General features: G+C 50.8%; 17 protein-coding genes. 7 read left to right on the plus strand and 10 right to left on the minus strand.

The window, feature by feature from the left end; translation table 11 throughout:
* The first annotated feature begins 15 nt into the window (after positions 1 to 15).
* The gene (locus tag ACO0LE_RS12785; RefSeq protein WP_422960736.1) at positions 16 to 2,163 is read left to right on the plus strand and encodes a gluconolaconase; all 2,148 of its coding nucleotides are present in this window, start codon (positions 16 to 18) and stop codon (positions 2,161 to 2,163) included.
* Positions 2,164 to 2,404: 241 nt separating this feature from the next.
* On the plus strand, positions 2,405 to 2,797 hold the full coding sequence (locus ACO0LE_RS12790; RefSeq protein WP_422960737.1) for an MAPEG family protein: 393 nt from the start codon (positions 2,405 to 2,407) through the stop codon (positions 2,795 to 2,797).
* Positions 2,798 to 2,896: 99 nt separating this feature from the next.
* Here ACO0LE_RS12790 and ACO0LE_RS12795 read toward each other — a convergent pair whose 3' ends face one another.
* The 6 genes from ACO0LE_RS12795 to ACO0LE_RS12820 form a co-directional block, all read right to left on the minus strand.
* Positions 2,897 to 3,586: a helix-turn-helix transcriptional regulator gene (locus tag ACO0LE_RS12795; protein WP_422960738.1), complete on the minus strand. Its 690-nt coding sequence runs from the start codon at positions 3,584 to 3,586 to the stop codon at positions 2,897 to 2,899.
* 10 nt (positions 3,587 to 3,596) lie between these two features.
* Positions 3,597 to 5,438: a DNA helicase RecQ gene (gene recQ, locus ACO0LE_RS12800; RefSeq protein ID WP_422960739.1), complete on the minus strand. Its 1,842-nt coding sequence runs from the start codon at positions 5,436 to 5,438 to the stop codon at positions 3,597 to 3,599.
* Positions 5,439 to 5,441: 3 nt separating this feature from the next.
* Complete coding sequence (locus ACO0LE_RS12805) at positions 5,442 to 6,305, minus strand: undecaprenyl-diphosphate phosphatase (RefSeq protein ID WP_422960740.1); 864 nt, start codon at positions 6,303 to 6,305, stop codon at positions 5,442 to 5,444.
* Positions 6,306 to 6,607: 302 nt separating this feature from the next.
* On the minus strand, positions 6,608 to 7,186 hold the full coding sequence (locus ACO0LE_RS12810; RefSeq protein ID WP_422960741.1) for a transglutaminase-like domain-containing protein: 579 nt from the start codon (positions 7,184 to 7,186) through the stop codon (positions 6,608 to 6,610).
* Positions 7,187 to 7,342: 156 nt separating this feature from the next.
* The gene (locus ACO0LE_RS12815) at positions 7,343 to 7,711 is read right to left on the minus strand and encodes a VOC family protein (RefSeq protein WP_422960742.1); all 369 of its coding nucleotides are present in this window, start codon (positions 7,709 to 7,711) and stop codon (positions 7,343 to 7,345) included.
* Between the two features lie 43 nt (positions 7,712 to 7,754).
* Positions 7,755 to 7,961: a Fe-S-cluster oxidoreductase gene (locus ACO0LE_RS12820; protein WP_422960743.1), complete on the minus strand. Its 207-nt coding sequence runs from the start codon at positions 7,959 to 7,961 to the stop codon at positions 7,755 to 7,757.
* A gap of 87 nt (positions 7,962 to 8,048) precedes the next feature.
* On the opposite strand from ACO0LE_RS12820, the gene ACO0LE_RS12825 reads away from it, so the two are divergent.
* The gene (locus ACO0LE_RS12825; RefSeq protein WP_422960744.1) at positions 8,049 to 9,668 is read left to right on the plus strand and encodes a recombinase family protein; all 1,620 of its coding nucleotides are present in this window, start codon (positions 8,049 to 8,051) and stop codon (positions 9,666 to 9,668) included.
* Between the two features lie 72 nt (positions 9,669 to 9,740).
* Here the strand turns inward: ACO0LE_RS12825 and ACO0LE_RS12830 are convergent, their stop codons facing one another.
* A complete protein-coding gene (locus ACO0LE_RS12830) occupies positions 9,741 to 10,562 on the minus strand; it encodes a hypothetical protein (RefSeq protein ID WP_422960745.1) in 822 nt (273 codons plus the stop codon).
* A gap of 961 nt (positions 10,563 to 11,523) precedes the next feature.
* Here ACO0LE_RS12830 and ACO0LE_RS12835 point away from each other — a divergent pair.
* The 4 genes from ACO0LE_RS12835 (at position 11,524) to ACO0LE_RS12850 (ending at position 16,292) form a co-directional block, all read left to right on the plus strand.
* A complete protein-coding gene (locus tag ACO0LE_RS12835) occupies positions 11,524 to 13,656 on the plus strand; it encodes a helix-turn-helix domain-containing protein (RefSeq protein WP_422960746.1) in 2,133 nt (710 codons plus the stop codon).
* A gap of 140 nt (positions 13,657 to 13,796) precedes the next feature.
* Complete coding sequence (locus tag ACO0LE_RS12840) at positions 13,797 to 14,945, plus strand: hypothetical protein (RefSeq protein ID WP_422960747.1); 1,149 nt, start codon at positions 13,797 to 13,799, stop codon at positions 14,943 to 14,945.
* Between the two features lie 54 nt (positions 14,946 to 14,999).
* Entirely contained in the window at positions 15,000 to 15,578 is a 579-nt protein-coding gene (locus ACO0LE_RS12845; protein WP_422960748.1) for a hypothetical protein, read from the plus strand.
* A gap of 108 nt (positions 15,579 to 15,686) precedes the next feature.
* A complete protein-coding gene (locus ACO0LE_RS12850) occupies positions 15,687 to 16,292 on the plus strand; it encodes a hypothetical protein (protein WP_422960749.1) in 606 nt (201 codons plus the stop codon).
* Here the strand turns inward: ACO0LE_RS12850 and ACO0LE_RS12855 are convergent.
* The 3 genes from ACO0LE_RS12855 to ACO0LE_RS12865 form a co-directional block, all read right to left on the minus strand.
* Entirely contained in the window at positions 16,262 to 16,558 is a 297-nt protein-coding gene (locus ACO0LE_RS12855; RefSeq protein WP_422960750.1) for a YkgJ family cysteine cluster protein, read from the minus strand. The genes ACO0LE_RS12850 and ACO0LE_RS12855 overlap by 31 nt on opposite strands.
* Positions 16,559 to 17,113: 555 nt before the next feature.
* Positions 17,114 to 19,537: a TonB-dependent receptor gene (locus ACO0LE_RS12860; RefSeq protein ID WP_422960751.1), complete on the minus strand. Its 2,424-nt coding sequence runs from the start codon at positions 19,535 to 19,537 to the stop codon at positions 17,114 to 17,116.
* Between the two features lie 315 nt (positions 19,538 to 19,852).
* Positions 19,853 to 21,208: a GH1 family beta-glucosidase gene (locus tag ACO0LE_RS12865; RefSeq protein ID WP_422960752.1), complete on the minus strand. Its 1,356-nt coding sequence runs from the start codon at positions 21,206 to 21,208 to the stop codon at positions 19,853 to 19,855.
* Between the last annotated feature and the right edge of the window lie 122 nt (positions 21,209 to 21,330).

The raw sequence follows: 21,330 nt of genomic DNA on the forward strand, positions 1-21,330 counted from the left end.
TCAATCTACTTCCACGTGTCTTTTCATAAAATCAAACTTCCTCTGATCCTCGGTATATTTCTCGTCCTTGTATCCGGCGGCGCATATCTGTTGTTTCATGGCTCCATGGTCTTCAATCATCTGCGACAGACTTGGTCGAAGAACCTCAGTACAACTGGGCAGGCACGTCCGGCCGTACTCGCTTCACCTGTGACGCGAAGTGTATTTGCCGGTGATGGAGTAGCGGGATTCAAGGATGCAGATTTTGCCGCGGCACGCTTTTCTGATCCATATGGTGTAGTCATTGATGCGGCAGGAAATGCGTACGTTAGCGACGCTGGTGACAACAACCGGATACGTAAAATCTCAACTCAAGGGCTTGTTACGACTCTGGCTGGCGGTAGTGAAGGTTATGCTGATGGTGCCGGTGCTGCGGCGATGTTTCATACGCCCTCCGGACTTGCCCTTGATATGGCGGGTAATCTGCTGGTGGCAGACACTGGTAATAATGCGATCCGTAAAATTTCCCCCAAAGGTATTGTGACGACCATTGCGGGAACTGGCGTTGCGGGCTTTAAAGATGGCGCAGGCAAGGAGGCCATGTTCAACGGACCGATTGGTGTTGCTGCCGATCAGAGCGGTAATATTTATGTTGCCGATACCTATAACGACAGGATTCGCCGCATCAGTCCGGACGGGAAAGTCACGACAATTGCCGGTAGCCACCCGGGTTATGTGGATGGTGCGGGGAGTGAGGCATTACTTGATACGCCCTGTGCTGTCATTGTCGACGCCGCAGGCGAACTCTTGATTGCCGATACCCGTAACAACGCGATTCGCCGTATCAGTCGTGTCGGTGTTGTCAGCACAGTTGTGCGCTCCCTTCCGGAAGATAAAGAGGCCTTACTCAAAAGGCCAAGCGCTCTGGCGTTGAATCAACATGGCGTCCTCTATATCGCCGAGATGCGCAGCGGTCAAATCCTCACCTTGGCACCTGAGCAGCAAATACAGGCAATGACGGGGATAGAGCCGGACATCGAATTCGAGCGGCCAGTCGGTATCGCCTTTCAACAAAATGGCAATCTGCTGGTGGTCGATTCGGTAGCGCATGCAGTTCAACAACTGAAAAATGTTTCTGCAAATACGGACAACAGTTTCAAGGCTCTGCAAGAACGGCAAGAACAATCACTGTCCAACGCAACGCTGAACAAATTACCCTGGCCCTTAAAGCCACAACACGCTTCGCATGAAATCGTCGGTGTTATCGGAGAAGTACGCGGTAACTTTACAGGGGAAAGCCGTGATCATCTGCATAATGGTGTAGATATGCAAGCTGACATGGGGGAAAATGTCCTGGCAGTCATGGATGAAAAAATCAGCGATCCTATGCCGAACTGGGGATTCGGGGAGTTGAGCGAAGGTCTTGCGATCGATAAGATGAGCTACATCCATATGCGGGTCGGCCGGACCATTAAAGATGTTTCAGTGAATCCCGACAAATTCATGCAGATCGTCAACGCAGACGGCAAGCTTGGGCGGGTACGGGTCAAGCGCGGAACTCGTTTTGTCACCGGTGATGTATTAGGCACGGTCAATCGCATGTTCCATGTCCATCTGGCATATCAGGAGTACGGACGTTACCGGAATCCTTTGGCCTTGTCATTGGACGGGTTGATTGACCGGATCGCACCCGTCATTGGTGAGGTATCGATTCTGGATGGCAAGGGCAACATCATCACCAAGGCACGCGATGGTCATGTGCATATTCCGCAAGGCACAACCGATCTGGGTCTCGTGGTTGACGCCTACGATAAAGTCGATGGCAATGCCGCCAGACGACGCTTAGGTTTGTATCAGCTTGGTTATCAGTTATTAAGCAAGGATGGCAAGGCACTGGCTGGCTATGAACAACCGGTGATCTCTCTCGATTTTAGTCAATTGCCTGCAGACAAAGACGCGGTCAAGATCGCCTACGCACCGCATAGCGGAATCACGGTACACGGCAATGCCGAAACACGATTTCAATATATGGTGAGCAATATCGTCAGAGGTGGCGTAGCAAAAACCAGCCATCTGCCTGTCGCTGATCTGGCAAAAGGAAACTACCTCATCAGAATTTTTGCATCGGACTATGCAGGGAATATTGCCACCAAAGGTGTTGATGTAGCGGTGACAGTAGAGTGAAATTTTGAGTAGAAATGTGAGTGAAAATATGAGTGCTAAGCTTACTGCCACCAGCTGAAGTGTCTGTAGCCGTATACCAATCATACATGCCAGTCACACCGCGCTTGAGAAAAGAATTACACTGCATTTGTCGTATGGTCGATGCTGGCTACTTGCCGTGTAGCGACATGACATCATCACGCTGTGCCACGCATTGAGCATATTGTATGGCTCTAGACCACAATAATAGAAAGAGACACTCATGAAAACAGAACTGTTTTATCTCGCGCTCGTCACCACTTTTACAGGCTTGTTATGGGTGCCGTATATTTTGAACCGTGTCATTGCTGGCGGCTTGTCGAACTCAGTAGGTTATCCTGAACATCCCAAGCCACAAACGGCATGGGCACGGCGTCTGATGAAAGCGCATGCGAATGCGATAGAAAATCTGGTCGTGTTTGCACCTCTGGTGTTGATCGCACAGTTTGCCGGAGTGAGCAGTGCAGTGATTGCGACGGCGTGTGTCGTGTATTTCTGGGCTCGCGTGGTGCATGCCATCACTTATACCCTCGCTATTCCGTGGATACGTACACTGGCATTCCTGACCGGTGTTGCTGCTCAGATGACGATTGCCTGGCAATTACTGATGCATTAAAACCTATAAAATATCTAACCGAAGGTGTTGAAAAAAACCAGTTCTATTTCACATCAGCAGAGAATCGATATGAAATAGAACTGGTTTTTATTACGCATTCTATTGCGCTTTCACACCTTCCAGAATTTTCCACTCCTTGAGTAAAGCCTGACGGCGGCGCGGCAAATTTTGTTCCATCACGCAGAGCTGGGCAATCCGGTCAGTTCGAAAATGCCGGAACTCTTGCCGTAATTCACACCACGCGACGATCACGCGGACGCGATCAAAAAACCCCAGAGCACACGGCCAGATTACCCGTTGACTAGTGTTGCCATACTGATCGAGGTACTGGATATCTAGTTTATGTTCGGTGCGGATTGCACGTCTGATCAGGCGCAGGTGCTCATTATTTTCTATTGCCCCTTGAGTGGGAGCGATCAATAATGCCGTGGTGTCGAGATCATGACGTAAATCCCCCGGAAGTACCGCAGCAATTTTCGCCAGTGCATCACGTGCAGCGGCTGCCAGATGCGTATCGCCGTGTTCGGCAACCCAGCGGGATCCCAGCACGATTGCTTCGATTTCTTCTTCAGAAAACATCAGTGGTGGCAAGTTAAATCCTGGCTGAAGTACATAGCCGAGACCCGCCTCGCCCTCAATCTTTGCACCTTGTTCTTGCAGCGTCGCGATATCCCGGTACAGTGAGCGCAGGCTGATTCCCAATTCGCTTGCCAGTGCCGCGCCGGTGATAGGGTAGCGGTAGCGACGCAGGATTTGCATGAGCTGGAGCAGACGTTGCGAGCGTGACATGGCTGGTTTTTTATTCGACTTCAGCGATCAGGGCGACGATTTCTGCACCGTAACGTTCGAGTTTTTTCTCGCCGACACCCGTTACGCCGCGCAGGTCATCCATTGACCGCGGATGTGCTTTAGCAATTTCACGCAGTGTCGAATCATGAAAAATAATGAAGGCGGCCGTATTGTGTTTTTTTGCCGTCTCGACTCGCCACCAGCGTAGTTTTTCAAAGATGGTCTGTTCAATGGTGGAGAGATTCTCCTCGGCATAATCCCTGGCAGATTGACGTTTATGTTTGACGGCTTTTTCAGCTTTTTTATACTGCCGTAATTGCACCTTGGTTTCGCCTTTTAATACAGCCCGTGAATCTTCAGTGAGTTTGAGTGAACTGAAGTTCTCATAATCCACGGCGACCAGGCCGAGTGCGATCAGCTGGCGTAACAGTGCCCGCCATTCCGCTTCGCTTTTATCGGAGCCGATACCATAAGTCGAGAGCTGATCATGCCGCCATTGCTTGACTCGGTCAGTATCGATCCCACGTAATACGTCGATGATATGACCCGCAGCGAAACGCTGATCCGCACGATAAATTGTGGAGAGAATTTTTTGTGCGGCAAGGCTGCCGTCAAATGAAGTCGGCGGTGCGAGACAGGTATCGCAATTGCCACAAGGTTGCGATTGCTGGCCGAAATAATCGAGGATATGTACGCGCCGGCAATTCAGTGTTTCACACAAGCCGAGCATCGCATCTAGTTTGACGCCTTGCACCCGTTTAAAGGTTTCGTTGGCTTCTGATTCGTCGATCATGCGGCGCTGTTGCACCACGTCTTGCAAACCATAGGCCATCCAGGCATTGGCACTCGCACCGTCACGACCGGCGCGACCAGTTTCTTGGTAATAGCCCTCTATGCTTTTTGGCAAATCCAGATGCGCAACAAAGCGCACATCGGGTTTATCAATGCCCATGCCAAACGCAATCGTGGCCGTCATCACAATGCCATCTTCACGTAGGAAGCGCGCCTGATTCTTGGTGCGGTCTGGCAGCGCCATTCCTGCATGATAGGGCAGGGCAGTGATGCCGTTTTCGTTCAGGAATTCGGCGGTCTCTTCTACTTTTTTACGGGACAGACAGTACACAATCCCGGCGTCACCGCTATGCTGGGCGTTGATGAAGTCGAGTAGCTGCTTGCGCCCGTTTGCCTTTTCTACGATTTGATAACGGATGTTGGGACGGTCAAAGGAGGAGACGAATTGCAACGCATTTTCTAGTTGCAGGCGATGAATAATCTCATCACGAGTCTGCTGATCTGCTGTCGCCGTCAGCGCGATGCGAGGTACCTCTGGAAAGCGTTCATGCAGGACAGACAGCTTGATGTATTCTGGTCGGAAATCATGGCCCCATTGCGATACGCAATGCGCCTCATCAATCGCAAACAAGGCGAGCGGTGTCACTGATAACAGTTCCAGGCAGCGTTGCGTCATCAGGCGTTCCGGTGCGATGTAGACCATATCGAGTTCGCCTTCGCGCATCATTCTCTCGATGCGCAGGGCTTCATCAAAACTCTGGGTAGAGTTTAAGAACGCAGCGCGCACGCCAACTTCTTCCAGCGCATCGACCTGATCCTGCATCAGCGCAATCAGGGGCGAGATGACGATGCCCACACCATGACGTATCAAGGCAGGAATCTGATAACACAGCGACTTACCACCGCCGGTCGGCATCAAGACCAGCGCATCGCCACCGCATACGACATGATCGACGATCTGCTCTTGCTGCCCGCGAAAAGACGGATACCCAAATACGGTCTGCAATAAGTGCAGGGCAGGATTGTTGCTATTACTTGTTTCTGTGACTGCTTTTATCACTACTTATTCAACCCATGCAATCGTGCCGGTGTACGCGGTAATCAAAATCATGATGCCGAATGCAATGCGATACCAGGCGAAAGCGTTGAAGTTATGCGAACTGATATAACGCAATAACCAGCGTACACAAAAGAACGCTGAAATAAATGCGGCAATTGTTCCCAGGCTAAACATAGGCAGATCCGCGCCGGATAAGTCGTTGCGCGCTTTGTAGAGAGAAAATACGGTGGCGCCAAGCAAGGTTGGGATCGCCAGAAAAAAAGAAAACTCTGTTGCTGCCTTGCGTGACAGACCAAACAGCATGCCGCCGATAATCGTCGAGCCAGAGCGACTCATACCAGGGATCAGGCCGAATGATTGTGCGATACCAATTTTGAGTGCGTCGATGATCGTCATGTCATCGACAGAATGGATACGTGCATGCTGATCATCATGGCTATCCGCGCCACTGGCCGTGGCGGTGTCTGCACGCTTGCGCTCTACCCATAAGATAACCAGACCACCTACAATAAATGCCGTCGCAACCGGTACCGGGGCGAACAGATGTGCTTTAATTTTTTTGATAAACAGCACGCCGAGAATAGCTGCCGGTAAGAACGCAACGACCAGATTCACTGCAAATTTACGCGCTTTCGCTTCACTCGCCAAACCGAGCAAGACGCTCGCAATCTTTTGGCGATATTCCCAGCACACCGCAAAAATCGCTCCTGCCTGTATCACGATATCAAATACCTTTGCCGTCTCTGTCGTAAAGTTCAGCAAGCTACCGGTCAGGATTAAATGCCCCGTCGATGAGATAGGTAAAAATTCTGTCAGACCCTCGACAATACCCATAATGATGATTTTTACGGCGAAGAGAATATCCATAGTCAGCGGAAGAGTGAAAGGGTTAAAAGAGGCAAAAAGCTCAATAATATGAGCAGGATTTAGTCGGCACGAAGCTTAACATGCGCACCTGTAGCGCGCTGCTCAATATTTCAGCAGCAGAGTGTGGAGGAATATACTCCCCTGTATTATTGGTAAAAATAGGCCTATTCCGCATACCCCTATTGGTGTGTTGAAAAATACTCAGTTGGAGTATGTTTTTTTATCGCGGTAAATAGAAATTATCTGAAGGTAGATAGCAGAGGCTTGCAGGGACTGACACGATCCCCCACACGTTCCCGCACTTACTGAAAGACCTGGACATCCGGCAAATCGCATAACACGTCTTCAACGCGGCTATATTTTTTGAGTGTAGCGATAACTATTGGTAAGGGTTCCGCCCAGATTTCCGGCAGGTCTCTCTCCTGCGCATCGAGAATAGGGAATGCCAGTGCCTCAACCGGGGGCGAAAATTGTGCGCTGACGCCCGGCTTATTGCCGCGCGCATCGATACGGTACCAGCCGAACTCCTCAAGATAGACGGCGTTCAATCCGTGTAGACAAAATGGCGCGCCTTGTCCGCTTACGGATAATCGCTGATAGCACAACCCGGCGGCGATGCCATTTGCACGTAACAGGGCGGCGAGAAGATGACTTTTTGCATAGCAGTAGCCGGTGCCATGTCGTAATACCTCAGACGCCTTGCATGTGACTGGATTGCGCATGAAGTCAACACTGTGTTTGATCTCATCCCTCACGAATTCAAAACACCGCTGAACCCCATCCTGTTGTGATGACGTGCCCTTGGCGAATGTAGCTGCCAGTGCCGACACATCCGGATCGTTGAAATCGATATAGGTGCTTGGTATCAGATAATTTTGCATAGAAGTCAGTGGCGATAAATGTGGTATCGGTTAAAGGTGCTCGCGAGACAGTAGGGATAAATGACGATGACCAGAATAATGGCTGGACTTCAAGATCCACCGACCGGAATAGCTCTGCAACAGGACGTATCAGTGTTCCTATTGAAGAACTGAGTTCTACGTATTTTCACGGAAAGCCCGGCTAGAGATCGCAACGGAATTGCCGTCCGGATCTTTGGCGTTGGCAAAGGCGTAGCCCTTAGCTTGGTGTGTGCTGCCAAAAATCAAACCACGTTCCGCACTTAGTCTTTTAAAACTTTCGATATCCGCGACGTCGAACATCAGTTTTACGGCAGCTTGTCCCAGTTTGACACTCTTGGCTGCCTGATGAATCAATATACCCGCGCCGTGATCAGCAGCCCGCAATTCAATCAATCCTTCGACAACAAGGCCGGTAGTGACGAACCCAAAAAACGTCTGATAAAACGCTGCAGTTTTTTGCATGTCTCTGGCGTACAGAATGATGGTGCTTAGCGTTGGTGTCATTAGGCGATTGAATAAAGATTGAGTAGAATTTTCAAAAAATATATTATCCGACCGCGGTAATCCGCTCCAGATCAGCAATCCATATCAGGGCCTGCTCCCGCGTTTCGCCGCACATTTCTTGCGATGCCTGCAATCCACTACAACATGCAGGGCGTTCCGGCTGGCCGAAAATTTTACAGCGATGATCATCCGCGAGTTGGATGCAGCGTACGCCGGCCGGCTTGCCGGACAGTACCTTAAGAGATGACATCTGAGCGATGGGTGGATTTTTATCAAATTGGCAAGGATAAAACCGTTTCGCTTAATTCTGATGTCATTCTTAATCAGGAAATCACACATGGAAACTAAAGCTATTTGCGATGGTGCAAAGTATACACCCGAGGTATTGCGCGAAATTCTTGCATTTTCTTATATTCGATTCTCGACGAAACGGCAGGGCGGCGGCGACAGCCAGCGCAGGCAGCTTGAGCGTAGCAGACACTATGCGGCTGAGCACGGCCTGAAATTGGTGGAAAAGTCGTATGAGGATTTGGGCGTTTCCGCATTCGACCGCAGCAATGTGACTAAGGGACAATTGGCGGCGTTCATCGAAGCGGTTGAAACGGGAAAAATCCCACGGGGTTCCTACCTCTTAGTAGAAAATCTTGATAGGCTTTCGCGTAGTCACGCCGACGAGGCCGTCGCACTGCTCTCTTCCATCGTTCGGCTCGGAATTAAAGTGGTGACTCTTTGTGATGGCTCGGTTTTTGACCAGGAGGCCATTAGGAATCCCATGAATCTCATTATGGCAGTTCTTGCTTTTGTGCATGCTAACGAAGAGTCGATTACCAAATCTGACCGCGTGAAAGAAGCTCACGAGCAAAAGCGCAAAATGAAGTGTTCGTTTGCGTTCGGGCAGGGGCCAGGTTGGTTGCGTCCAAACGTAGAAAGGACTGGCTGGGAAGTAGTGCCGGAAAAGGCCACCAGCGTTCGAAGGGTATTTGAACTGACAGCACGTGGCTTTGGTGCCACGGCGATTGCTCGTATCGCAAATCGCGAAAAATGGCCGGTGCCAGGACGTGCTAACACATGGCACAAGACCCTACCAAATAAGCTCATTCACAATCGGCGGGTTCTTGGTGAATTGGAGCCGCAAGTGAAAGAGGCGAATGGCCGCCGTCCAACGGGAGAAATTTGGGAAGGATATTACCCTGCCATCATTTCGCTTGAGGTCTTTGACGCTGCAAGCGCATCGGCCGAACGGCGTCGCAATTTGCCCAAGCGCCGCGATTCGGGCTATCGAAATGTATTTCAAGGCATTCTGCATTGCGGCCATTGTGGCGCGACATTGGCGCGAAAATCGAAAAATGGGAAGAGGAACAGCGAGGGATATGCGCTCTACGTTTGTTCGGACCGAGACCGCGGGCTGTCCAAGTGTCCTAACTGGAATGCCAGGCGGCTTGAGGACTTGTTGCTGCCACCGCTAATTGAGTGCGTGGCAAGTGAAGTAGTTGCCGGCACGGCGAAGCAGCGTGCGAGCGAGGAAATGGAGCTAGTTCGAGTCGCTGAATCTCGGTCACAAAAATCCCTTGGAAATTTGGTGCGCAATATTGAACTGACTGGAGGTTCGCAAGCAATTGCTGAGCGCATCCGTGCGCTGGAAAGTGAAAGGCACTCTCTTCGGAGAACGCTGCAAGAGCTGGCTATCATCGTCAATGACCCGGTTACTCATGTCTGGACAGAAGATGTCGATGTTTACGTCTTCGAGGCGCTTAAGGCCGTTCGAGATTCGACTGATGCCTTTGTCGTAGAGCGCGAATTGCTGCATCAGACTTTGATACGAGTCCTACGTAATGTGCGCGTCTGGCCCGAAAACCATGCCGTGGCAGAGTTTCGAAACGAGGACATCAGCATTACGCTTCCGCTCGTCGAGGCTCCGAAGGAAGTTCCGGGATGCGATAGCTTTTTCATCTTTTAGTTGAAAAATCACCGCTCATGCAGCGCCTGAGCGGTGATTTCACCAGTGTTAGCCCACGGGACGAAGAATGTCTCAATAGAGGTTCCCATCAAAAACATCGCCGGGAACGAGGCTGTCCGTCAGGGTCAAAAGGCAAACGTCAACCTCGGCGAGCTGGCTTTCCGTCATCCCGCCATATCGGCGCGTATCGTCAACTGACTGAGCCATCCACCGCAGCGCGTGCTGGTTGCTCCCGACGATAGCGAGACGTGCCAGATATAGGTCAGGACCCAGCTCAATACGCTCACTTCGCCCAAGCGCAGCCTTCGCGAACCCGACGACACGATGGCGTTCTGAGCGCGACTTCTGGGAGTATTCGCACTCAACCCAGATGCACTGGCCGTTGTCGGCCACAATCAAGCCATCCGGCAACTTGTCATTCACGACCTTGCGCGGCGCGCGGCCAGTTGCAATCTCGTGTTCGGTATAAACAACCAGACCTTTCTTTATGGCTCGGATGAGGAACCAATTTGAGCAGGCGCGATGAATAGGGTTTGCCACAGAAAGTGTGTATCCGCTTTGTGCATCGAAGCCTTCAAGGCGTAGTAAGCCTGCTCCTTTGGCGGAGAGGAAGTATGCTGCGCCACCTTTGGACAGTTGGCGTGTGAAGACCAATTTCTCCTCTACCATGGGCGCCAGTGTGCGGCGCGCCATTGTGATTGGCTGGGCGGCATGTTGCCAGACCAAGTCTGCCAACATGCGGCATGTTAGCCAGCCAAATCGGGAAAGATAAAGCAGGATTTGGCTGCGATTGGTTTCTTGTACGAGGCGGTTGTCAAGTCGCGTTGGCGCTTCCTGAGTCGGTTCCTCTGTAGTGTAGATTTCATTGCGCAGAACGCGCTCGATATTGGTCATTTGCTTCTCCGTTAAGGTGAGCACACCCATGTGCTCTTGTAGGTATAGAGCACTGCTTTTTATACGCTTGGTGCTAGCCCAAGGGACAAAGGGTCCAAATGCACCTACCGTTCGCTTTCCGCTGCTGGACGCAGCGCCACTCCCTACGGGGCTAGTGCCCCGTCACGGCGGAACAACGAGCGCCCCTCCTCCCGCTTCGCGGCAGGGAAAGGTCCAATCCCCCTCCAATGCGCGATAGGAGCCCCGCTTCCGGGATGGGCTGGACGACCATGTCTGGCGACGCCCCGGACCTTTCCCTGCCGCGAAGCGTCCGGGGCGGGGCTGCGCCCCCATCAAGCTCGTTCGAGTGGGCGCTCACACGGGCTGAACGCCCTGTACGCTCGGTGGCTCCCCCACCGACTTCGTCCCGCTTGGGGCGGGAGCTTCAGTCGGGGCAGCGCGTCGCAGCCGCTTGCCCCACCGCTGAGCGGTGGTTCCTGGCCTATGCATATTTTGTTCGTATAAAAATGGGTGCTATACGATACATGGAGGAGAGGGCTCGAAACCCCGCGTTCATGAAGTAAGCGCCAAGCGGGTGTCGTGGGCGCAGCGCCGGGTGGAGCAGTCGGAGGCGCGACGGGGGTGGATTTCGCCGCTCCAAGTCCGATTGAGCATCTGCGCCGAAATGTGACAGATGCGCCTGAAGCGATGGGCTGGCTCCATACGTCCATAATCGCAAGGCATGCGCCTCTAACTCGCCATATGGTGGGTTGGGGGGTGTTTTGCCTTCGCTCCGAACTCTTCCACCATCCAGTTAAACCAGTCCTACCGATTGCAGAACTTCTTTAGGTATCGGAATCAGTCTTGAATTCTCGTTAGTTAATATTTTTATAATATTCCCAAAAGCAACGTGTTTTGAATTGTTGTTGAAAGCTTTCAGAAAGCTTGCTAGAATAATTCAAATTATTTGACAGGAGGATATATGGCTCGCCCATCTATAAATGAAATTGGTCCGAACCTTGCTCGTTTGCGTGAAGCCGCCGGAATCAAGCAGGCGGACCTTGCCGGTCGAGTCACCATGAGTGCACCATCCCTTTCACGTGTCGAGAGTGGAGAGCGCTCTCTTGCGCCCGAAGAGCTGGATTTACTTCTGAGGGAAATTGGAACAGCTGATGCTACGCGGTTTGCGGAATTCCTTGCCAGGGATTGGAGTGAGTTGCCTGTCCCGCCATTGAATCATGCAGAGCAGGACTTGCTTTGGGAAGCTGACCAAGCCTGCGTGGCGCTGCGTGGCCTAGTGGAGGGGGACATAAAGGCATCCTTCCAAAAGCGAATTGAAGAATACTTGACGCAAATCCGGGCAACCGCCACTCTGATTTTGAAGCGAGACCATACCGTAGCGCTCATTGGCAGTATCGGAATCGGAAAAAGCACTGCAATTTGTCGCGCCTTGAGCCTTGAGCTGCCATCGGAAGATGGTCCCCCACAAACTGTGCTCGAAGTCGGAGCAGGCGGGATTACGGTATGTGAAGTGCATATCTATAGCGGCCCAAGCTATGGCCTCCTTGTTGAGCCATGCCCAGAGGACGAGGTGAGGGCGCATGTAATGGACTTTTCGGAATTCATTTGGCGCGCGGCGAACGGCAAACTTGCCAATTCCGAAGATGAGAGCGAATCGCAGGGTGTCTCAAAAGAGATTGAGCGGGCAATCCGTAACTTGTCTGGTCTGCGTGTTCGGAAGAACAAGGGTTCGGACGGCAAAGTCCTGCGGACTGACGACGCGAAAGCCCTTGCAGCCGAATACACCGCACCTCGTGATTTCGGCGTTGAAGTCTTGTCGCGTATGGCACTGCACCGGCGAGATGCAAGAACCTTATGGTATGACACTTTGAGTGGGAAGGCCCCGCTAGCTTGGTTGCGCGAAATGTTCTTGGAAATTAACAACGGCCGCCATCCCGACTTTAGTTTGCCTCGTAGGATTGAATTGGTAGTGCCATTGCCATTGGTTGCGAACACCGACCTGAATATTCGCTTTATCGACACCAAAGGCATTGATAGGGCTGTAGGACGGCAAGACTTGGAAGCGCACCTTCAAGACCCGCACTCGCTAGCACTATTGTGCTCGAGATTCAATAATGCTCCTGGAACAGAGGCGCGGCAGTTGCTTACTCGTGCTAAGGAGGCTGGGCAACGGAGAATTGACCGAAGCGCCGCATTGTTGGTACTCCCGCATCCAGGCGAGGCGCTCAAAATGAAAGACGACGCGACCTCGGAATTGGTTGAGTCCGTCGAAGAAGGGTGTGAGCTCAAGCAGGAGCAGGTTGTCACGGCCTTGGAGTCAACAGGTATTCATGGAATGCATTCCTGTTTCTTTAATGCACTTGAAGACCCCAAAGACAAGCTCGTACGATTTGTAATGGCTCGATTGGTTGAGACTAGGCAGGGATTTAGCACGGAACTGGCAGAAATTGTACAGAATGTGAAGCAGGTCATCGCCAATCAGGAGAGGGAGCAAGCACAGGCGATACTAAGAGACGCGGCCTCACAGTTGCAGCATTGGGTTGCGCAAAACAAGCAGGCGCCAGCTATCAACCGCCAAGTTCAGCGTAGTCTCCTGCAAGAAATCAATAGCGTCCATCCAAGTACCGTACATGCCGCTGTGCGACGCCAAGGCGATTGGGCACATTTGCAGTATGGCTACCAGCTCGGCCACGGCGCTAGGACCCTAGCCGCTCAAGCCCTTGGCAAGAAAGTAAACGATTTCGTCGCAATTGCAGAGAATTTGCGAACGAATCCAGATTTCACTGGCGCTGAATCATTGATTTCTCAGTGCGAGCAAGTTCTCAATACTGCGTACGACCAGATTCTACGGAAGATGCAGCTCTCTGGCGAATCGCTTTTCGATGACGAGATGAAGAAAGACAAAGATTATTGGTTCAACTGCTCCAATGAGTGGGGGCAGGGTTCAGGCTATCGTGACCGTGTAACTATGCGCAGTGAGCAATGGTTCGATGATGATGGCCATCAGGCTATTGGAAACGAAGTGCGAAGCCTAATTGCAACTGAGTGGGTGGAGGCACTGGGTCGCGTAGAGCGTATGTTGCAAGATGTGTGATAGACCAAAAACCATGTGCGTTGAAATGAAACGAGCCATAGGTGCGAGAGATTGCCCTTTCGTATCACAAGGCACGGTGTATATGTTGAATAGGCCTGCGAGTGCGGACCACCCCGCTGACTCTTGAATTTGGAAATGCCATGAACGCGACTGTGACCCGTACAACCAATCCATTGCCATTTCAGGACCTAGAGCCCAAGCGCTTCGAAGACCTCGTTCGTCAAGTCACCTATGACTTTCGGCCTTGGAGGCGACTAGAAGCCACAGGTCGTTCGGGTGCAGACGAGGGATTCGACGCCCGCGCTTTGGAAATTGTCGGGCAGATTGATGCTAATCCTACGGTAGAGCCCGATGATGACGCTGAGGTTGAGTCAGAAACGCCAGACAGATTGTGGTTAATTCAATGCAAACGAGAACGCGTTATTGGTCCTTCGAAGGCTAAGGCATATCTCGGTGAAATTGTTCTTCCAGTCGACGCACCACTTTATGGGTTGATTTTCGCAGCAGCTTGCGACTTCTCGAAGAAGACACGCGACGTCATCCTTGATTGGTGCCGAGCCAAGGGAATTTCAGAGGTGCAAATTTGGGGACGCGGCGAACTGGAGGATATGTTATTTCAGCCGAAGAACGATAACCTCTTGTTTGCTTACTTTGGTATTTCGTTGGTCGTTAGGCGGCGTACGTTAGCAACGCAGCTGAGAGCTGAACTTGCGATGAAGCGCAAGCTGAGCAAGACTGTAGCAATGAGCTCGGCAGAAATTCTGGTACGTGACCCAGCAGCGTCAGATTACCCAAGAGCCGAAAAAGGCAAGCGCCCAACAAAGTGGTGGGTGTATCAACCAGAACAGCTTACCCATCTTGGACTGATGGTGAGAATTCGATGGCACTATGCGTTCGTTGATACTGCGACGGGTGAATGGGACGCAGCGGACGCTGTCACCGCCATGCCTGGCTATCATCCTTGGCGAGTCGATGATGCTGAAAAAGATGAGCTCGAGGCGGCAGCGCGCAGTGTGTGGGATGCACTGCCAGAGAAGAATAAGGGGTGGCTCAAGATTTCTGGGTTTATTCCGTTCCGTTCGGTCGTTGCTGTTGACGAGCTAGGTGATGATGTATTCGAAGGGACCCATGTCTATGCTCCTTTCCATCCAGTGACGGGTCCATTCGAAGGGGGAGGATATTGGAGAAGGTTGACTACTACATCCCGTTTCGAAGGTGAATTTGACGCGCCAAACGAAAAGCGTGTCGATAAATTTGAGGAAAGATTGCGTCTCAAAGGCGAAATCTAAATTCACGCAGCTTTTCTTGCCCCATGCACTTTTCAACACCGAGAGAGTTACAACATGACCATTCAAGAAGTTATTCAAATTGGGGGCGCTATACTTGTGTCACTTGGGGGCGCTTCGGCGGTGCTATTTGGTTTTTCATCTTGGCTCGGCAAGGTTTGGGCAGACAGGCTAATGGAGAAAGAAAAGGCCAAATACTCAACGGACCTTGAAAGATTCAAGAGCGACTTGTCTCAAACTGCTGACAGTCACAAGGTGAAATTAAAGAAATCTGAATTTATTTTTCAGAAGGAATTTGAGGCAGCAAGCGCACTGGTCGCTCTAAATAGGGATATTGTCCCAACTTATTCCCACCCGGATATGGATTGGTATGATGCTTGCGATGAAATGGCGTTGGACTTTGGCAGAACGGAAGTAAAGTTGCACGCATATCTTAAGGAACATGGAGCAATACTCCCGGCAGGTGTAAAGCATTTGGTTACGATTTGCTTTGGAATTGCCGGTCAAGAGAAGTTCAATGCGACGCGTGGAAGCGTGCACGCATCTGCAAATGCTGGCGCTGACCTTTTATATGGACATCTCAAGCAAGCTGAACTTGAAATTATTGAAAAGATTAATGGTCAAATCGTAGTTTAATCAGATATCTATTATCGACGACTCGAACCGTTGACGCGCTGTGATTTCGCCACACAAATTGCAGCCTCACTCGGAATACCAAAATTAGAATCTCGCCAGATACACAATATGCCATTTCCTATTTCAGAACATACGCGAGAAGCTGTTCAGCATCATTTCAGACGTAAGAGTCTAGTTTGGAATGAAGCTTACTTCGTCAACGTCCTTCAGACATCAGATAAGAAGCACGACATATATTGGGCAGTATTGGCCTTGCGTGACTGCGGAACAAAAGCCAGCATTCCGGCGTTGAAGGACAAGCTTCAATATCCAATGCAGGATGTCAAGTGCTGTGCGATATTGACCATTGCGCATATCGCTGGCAGTGATGAGACACTGCTATTTGCCGAAGCTATTTCCGGTACCGAGTATCGGGACAAAGGGTATGCAATGTGGGCAATACGAGACGCTGCAGATGGTCGGGCGGTGGAATCCGTGCTGGCATATTTCAAGAAAAATCGCTCAAGACTGAAGAGCGGCAATTTGACCAGCGCCGCGCTCATAGATGGACTCGACTACCTTGAAAAATATAGGCCGTCGAATGCTGAAGTTGCGCGCTTCTTTGAGGAAGTCGATGGGTTCTGGCTAAACCTGCCGGAAGGAAATCGCATTGAGATTTCCAAACGAGTGCCTTTCTTCGCTGGTCACCCCATAGGAGCCGTGGTATCCGGGTGAGCGCCGCTTTGTGCGGGAGCGGTCGCGGTCTCTAAGGCGGACAACCAATGAATCGCGTATTCACGGCTAGTTCCGCACATTTCTGCCGACGGCTGTAGTCCACCGCAGAATGCCGGCCGTTCCGGCTTGCCGAAGATGAGGCATAGGTTGTTGGCCCCGAGCTGGGTGCACCTCACCCCCGCAGGTTTCCCTTTTGGCATCCCAGGAATTGGGCTGTTAATTGATGGGGCTATACAGCAAGCTCCGCAGTCGTCGCGACAGTTCATAGCATCTCTTTAGTTGACAACCGGCTTGCCAAGCGGCATACCCGGAATCGGACTGGAGATAGAAGGCGCAATGCAGCAGGCGCCGCAGTTGTCACGGCAGTTCATGTAGTAGTGGAGTGATGGTTGCTTTGCTCATGCTTGTTTCAGAAATTTTTATTGGTTGTGTTTGCTTTCCGTGAGCGCTTAATTTTTTACTCAAAGTGGCGTTGGAGGGGGCGCATCTTCGGAATCCGCTGTTATTTTACCGGATACTTTTCGCTAACCTTGTGCTGATTAAAAAGCGGGTGTCGCGCTATACATTGCCGATCCCGGTGAGGGAAGTGATAGGCAAAAAAGTGCCGCACGAATGCGGCACAAGGAGTGGGTATGACTAGCGGAATACGGCGTTCAAACTGTATTCCGGTGCAACGGACTAACTACAACATTTTTACTGCACTTTCTACTACTTTACAACTACTGCTTTCCGCACTGCGCTACTGCATACATTAGCGCAGTGCGGCACTTCTACGACTACGCCAATTCTGCGCTTGCTACATCAGTGCAGAAACTTAAAACTTAGAACTTATAAGCAACACGAACGCCCATAGTGCGAGGTGCGTTGTAGAACGCGCCGAACAGTTGTTGATCCGGACGGCATGGCAGATCGCCGCACAGATCAGCGACGTCCAGTTTGACGGCTTTATCTGTAGCATTCGTGACGAAAGCTTCTAGTGTGTAGGCTTTGTTATACGGTGCGTAACGCAGACTCAGGTCGAGCGTGGAGTAAGCTTCTTGTTTCTTTACTCCTGGATGGCCTGGTACCTCGTTGTTAAATGCGCCGCTGCCGACGAAGGACATACTTTCGTAGTGCAGGGAGGCGCGTGGAGTCAACATACCGCCAGCCAGGGTGAAGTCGTGTTCATACTGCACCGTGGTGGCAAACTTCGGCGCATGCTTCATAGTGCTGCCGCCAACATTGACATTCGGTGCGGTGGAGCCGCAGGATTGTCCGTTTGCGCGGGCTGCATCGGTGTCGCAAGAGATGAAGTCGTCATAGACAGCATTCAGGTAGGTTGCGTTGCCTGTGAAGCGATCTACGTTGGTCGGGCGCCATGCCCATTCTGCTTCTATACCTTTGACTGTGGCGCCAGCTGCATTGAAGTTGGCAAGTACATTGTTAACGACCTGAGATTCGAGTTTGTCTTTGTACTTCATCATGAACGCATCGATATTCAAGGATAGCTGACGATCGAACAAATCGGCTTTGAAGCCTAATTCATAGCTAGTCAGTTTTTCTGGCTTGGTCGTGGCACCACCATCACCGATTGCCGGAGAGTGGAAACCGGTAGTTACTGAGGCAAACAGCAGGGTATTTTTTGCCAGTTTGTATTCACCGCGAGCGAGGTAAGTTGCCTGGCTATACTCGAGCGATGCATCGTTTTCGCCTTGATAGTTACGGCCACATGTTGCTGCATTGATGGTACCGCCGGGGCCGACGTTGTGGGTATTGACAAGGCCGCCGCCCGGTGTGACCAGCTGAGAATATGCAGAGGCGTCACTTGGCAATGGCGTAGTGCCATAAACACCTGGGCTAGGCCAGCCAGGACATGCCCAGTTACGGCCACCAACATCAGATTTACTGTCTTTGGTGTAGCGTGCACCTGCGGTTAACTTCAGCTGGTCATTCAAATCCTGACTGATCTGACCGAAGACGGCTTTGGATTTAAGCTGGCGATCAGGTTGGATGAAGGACATCATCGACGCGTATTGACCAACGGTAGGTTGTACAAAAATAACTGAACCAGATGCAATATCTTGAGCCAATGTGGCTGGTGCGATCTGACTACGATCAATGTCAAAACGGATTTTATTTTTTTCGTTGAACAGGAAGACACCGCCTAACCATTGGAATGCGCTGTTGTCATCGGAGCGTAATTGGAATTCATGTGAAGTGCTGTCAAATGTGGACCAGTCAGTACGATTTTCTGCTTTAAATCCCGGGAACAAACCGGCGTCGGCATCATTGGCATTGGTACGTTGGTAGCGGGTAAAGCCACCCATGTATTGCAACTCAGTTGCTTCATTCAGCTTGTATGATATCTTGCCTTTATATGACATGATTGATTGATCGAGTGTTCCTGGTGTGTCTACCAGAGCAGAGCGCAATGTCTGACCCGCTCTTGGCTCGACTGCCAGATAGATATTGCCAGCACCGGTGTCTTTGTAATAGTCAGCAATGAAACTGGCTTTCAGATCCGGCGTGATTTTCCAGAGCAAAGAAGCGCGTGCGCCTTCTTGATTACCAGCACCGTATTTGGCTGCTCCAGGCAAAACGTTAGAACCTTTCTGAAAATCGACATAGCCGTCATGCGAATCTTTGATCGCAGCGAGGCGTAATGCCACGCTGTCACTGAAAGGAATGTTGATCATCGCTTGTGTTTGCAGATGACGATAGTCTCCCACCGTAACACTGGCTGAACCAAAGACTTTATCAGTACTCGGCGCACCGGATACCAGGCTGACTGCACCAGCGGTTGAATTACGTCCGTTCAGCGTACCTTGTGGGCCGCGGGCAACTTCAACGCGACTCAGATCGTACATTAATGCGGTGGCTGCTTGAGGACGTGGCATATAGATACCGTCCATATAAAAAGCCACGGCAGGATCACCTAGTTCGGTATGGTTGGCTGAGCCGACGCCGCGCATGTAGACGTGAACACCGCCTGAATCACCATGTTGTTCTACATTGAGACTGGGGATCATCGCGACCAGTGAGGCCAGATCTTTGACCTGGTTATTCGCCAGTGTTTCTTGGGTGAAGGCGGTAATTGCCATCGGAGTTTCTTGTAGCATGGTGTCGCGTCGTGTAGCGCTGACAACGATACTATCGATTTTTTCATTGTTGGCTGCAGGTGCAGTTTGAGCTGTTGCAGTGCCGCTGGAAACAAACGCAATTTGAGCGAGGCTCAGTGCGATCGTTGTTTTTTTAAAGTGGTTCATTTGTCGTCCTCTAAAATCTCGTATGGAGTTTGGTTTATTGTTAGATTGGATGATGTACATTTTATGATGTGTTCATACTTCTCTCGCTCCCATTTTTACTGCCCCGTACTTCTTATTGCTGTGCGTGGCGCTGTTATTACCATGTTGATCAATTTGTCTTGAGTCTTGTTACTTCTTATCCTGCAAAAAATCAGGTGGAACTACCGTTTAGCTGCCATTTTTCGGGCGGATATTTGCTAATTACTCACCTATTACTGCACTCCTTGCTGCTGTACTACATCCTTTGCTGTCGCCATGCGCTGTTACCTGTTTTGGCTAAGCTGTTTTACTTTGTGCATATTCACGGGTGGCATGTAATGCCATGTGCGAGTCGATGAACTGGCGATACCAGATGCCGCTTCCTTTGACAGTGCGCTGTTGCGTCGCATAATCGACATAGACCATGCCAAAACGTTTGGCGTAGCCAGAATTCCATTCGAAGTTATCCATCAGACTCCAGTAGAAGTAGCCGCGTACATCAACCCCTTGCTGCATCGCTGCTTGCAACGCGTCAAGGTGTCGACGTAGATAGTCGGTTCTTTGCTGATCATCGATGCCACCGCTATCCTTGTTCAACTGATCGGCAACGGCGATACCGTTTTCAGTGATGTACACCGGAGGTAACGTATATTCTTGATGTAAACCGACCAGCAGATCGGTTAAGCCATCGGGATAGGTCTCCCATCCCATATCACTAAAGCCTAATTTGCCCTCGGGTTTGCGTGGGGGGTGTTCGGTACTGATGAAGGTACGGGTGTAATAATTCACCCCCAGAAAATCGAGTGGTTGCTGGATATTTTTGAAATCGTTTTCATGAATGAGTAAAAGCGATTGATCAAGATGTGCCAAAGCTAGTGCCGGATAATGGCCTTTGAAAATAGGGTCCATATACCACTGCACAGATTGTGCGTATTCGAGTTTGGCTTTGGCGAGATCCTCGGCAGAGTCGGTAGCGGCGGTGACCGGCCACTGATTCAAAACGATACCAAGTTTAGTTTTGGTGCCGGTAGCACGCATGGCTTGCAATGCCAGGCCATGCGACAGCAACAGATGATGAGACACCTGAATCGCTAGTACGGGATCTGCCATGCCGGGTGCGAATTGACCCGTGCCATGACCAAGAACTGAGGTGCACCATGGCTCATTATGGGTAGCGATGCTGGCCACACGATCGCCGAAGCGACGAGCAATTTCTGCTGCATAGTGAGCAAAATGTTGTGTTGTATCGCGGTTCAGCCATCCGCCTTGATCTTGCAGGGCTTGGGGTAAATCCCAGTGATACAGCGTCAGATGGGGCTGGATATTTTTTGCGATAAGTTGATCGAGTAATTTGGAATAAAATTGAAAACCAGCCTCATTCCATTCGCCTGATCCGCTCGGTTGTACCCGTGACCAAGACACCGAAAATCGGTACGCATTGACATGTAAGGACGCGATCAGTTCTACGTCTTCCTGATAGCGATGGTAGTGGTCACAGGCGACATCGCCGGTTGATCCGTCGATAATTTTTCCCGGAGTATTAGTAAAGGTATCCCAGATTGACGGGCCGCGGCCATCTTCTGCTGCCGCACCTTCAATTTGGTAAGCACTGGTTGCAACACCCCAGGTAAAGTTGTTCGGGAATTTAGACATGGTTCAATTCTTATCAGTCAAAAATAAATATAAAAATGGATTTCAAAGGGGGTGTCGTGTTACATGTTTTTTTAATAAATTATGAAAACGATTTCATTTAAGGTTAAAAAAATATTTTTGTA

Source organism: Undibacterium sp. Xuan67W (assembly GCF_049340165.1).
Classification (GTDB): domain Bacteria; phylum Pseudomonadota; class Gammaproteobacteria; order Burkholderiales; family Burkholderiaceae_D; genus Undibacterium.

What these genes read in the sequence shown, in the direction of transcription:
- ACO0LE_RS12790 (WP_422960737.1), top strand. Translation starts at nt 2,405, where the DNA reads ATGAAAACAGAACTGTTTTATCTCGCGCTCGTCACCACTTTTACAGGC.
- ACO0LE_RS12795 (WP_422960738.1), bottom strand. Translation starts at nt 3,586, where the DNA reads ATGTCACGCTCGCAACGTCTGCTCCAGCTCATGCAAATCCTGCGTCGC.
- ACO0LE_RS12805 (WP_422960740.1), bottom strand. Translation starts at nt 6,305, where the DNA reads ATGGATATTCTCTTCGCCGTAAAAATCATCATTATGGGTATTGTCGAG.
- ACO0LE_RS12810 (WP_422960741.1), bottom strand. Translation starts at nt 7,186, where the DNA reads ATGCAAAATTATCTGATACCAAGCACCTATATCGATTTCAACGATCCG.
- ACO0LE_RS12815 (WP_422960742.1), bottom strand. Translation starts at nt 7,711, where the DNA reads ATGACACCAACGCTAAGCACCATCATTCTGTACGCCAGAGACATGCAA.
- ACO0LE_RS12820 (WP_422960743.1), bottom strand. Translation starts at nt 7,961, where the DNA reads ATGTCATCTCTTAAGGTACTGTCCGGCAAGCCGGCCGGCGTACGCTGC.
- ACO0LE_RS12825 (WP_422960744.1), top strand. Translation starts at nt 8,049, where the DNA reads ATGGAAACTAAAGCTATTTGCGATGGTGCAAAGTATACACCCGAGGTA.
- ACO0LE_RS12830 (WP_422960745.1), bottom strand. Translation starts at nt 10,562, where the DNA reads ATGACCAATATCGAGCGCGTTCTGCGCAATGAAATCTACACTACAGAG.
- ACO0LE_RS12835 (WP_422960746.1), top strand. Translation starts at nt 11,524, where the DNA reads ATGGCTCGCCCATCTATAAATGAAATTGGTCCGAACCTTGCTCGTTTG.
- ACO0LE_RS12840 (WP_422960747.1), top strand. Translation starts at nt 13,797, where the DNA reads ATGAACGCGACTGTGACCCGTACAACCAATCCATTGCCATTTCAGGAC.
- ACO0LE_RS12845 (WP_422960748.1), top strand. Translation starts at nt 15,000, where the DNA reads ATGACCATTCAAGAAGTTATTCAAATTGGGGGCGCTATACTTGTGTCA.
- ACO0LE_RS12850 (WP_422960749.1), top strand. Translation starts at nt 15,687, where the DNA reads ATGCCATTTCCTATTTCAGAACATACGCGAGAAGCTGTTCAGCATCAT.
- ACO0LE_RS12855 (WP_422960750.1), bottom strand. Translation starts at nt 16,558, where the DNA reads ATGAACTGTCGCGACGACTGCGGAGCTTGCTGTATAGCCCCATCAATT.
- ACO0LE_RS12860 (WP_422960751.1), bottom strand. Translation starts at nt 19,537, where the DNA reads ATGAACCACTTTAAAAAAACAACGATCGCACTGAGCCTCGCTCAAATT.
- ACO0LE_RS12865 (WP_422960752.1), bottom strand. Translation starts at nt 21,208, where the DNA reads ATGTCTAAATTCCCGAACAACTTTACCTGGGGTGTTGCAACCAGTGCT.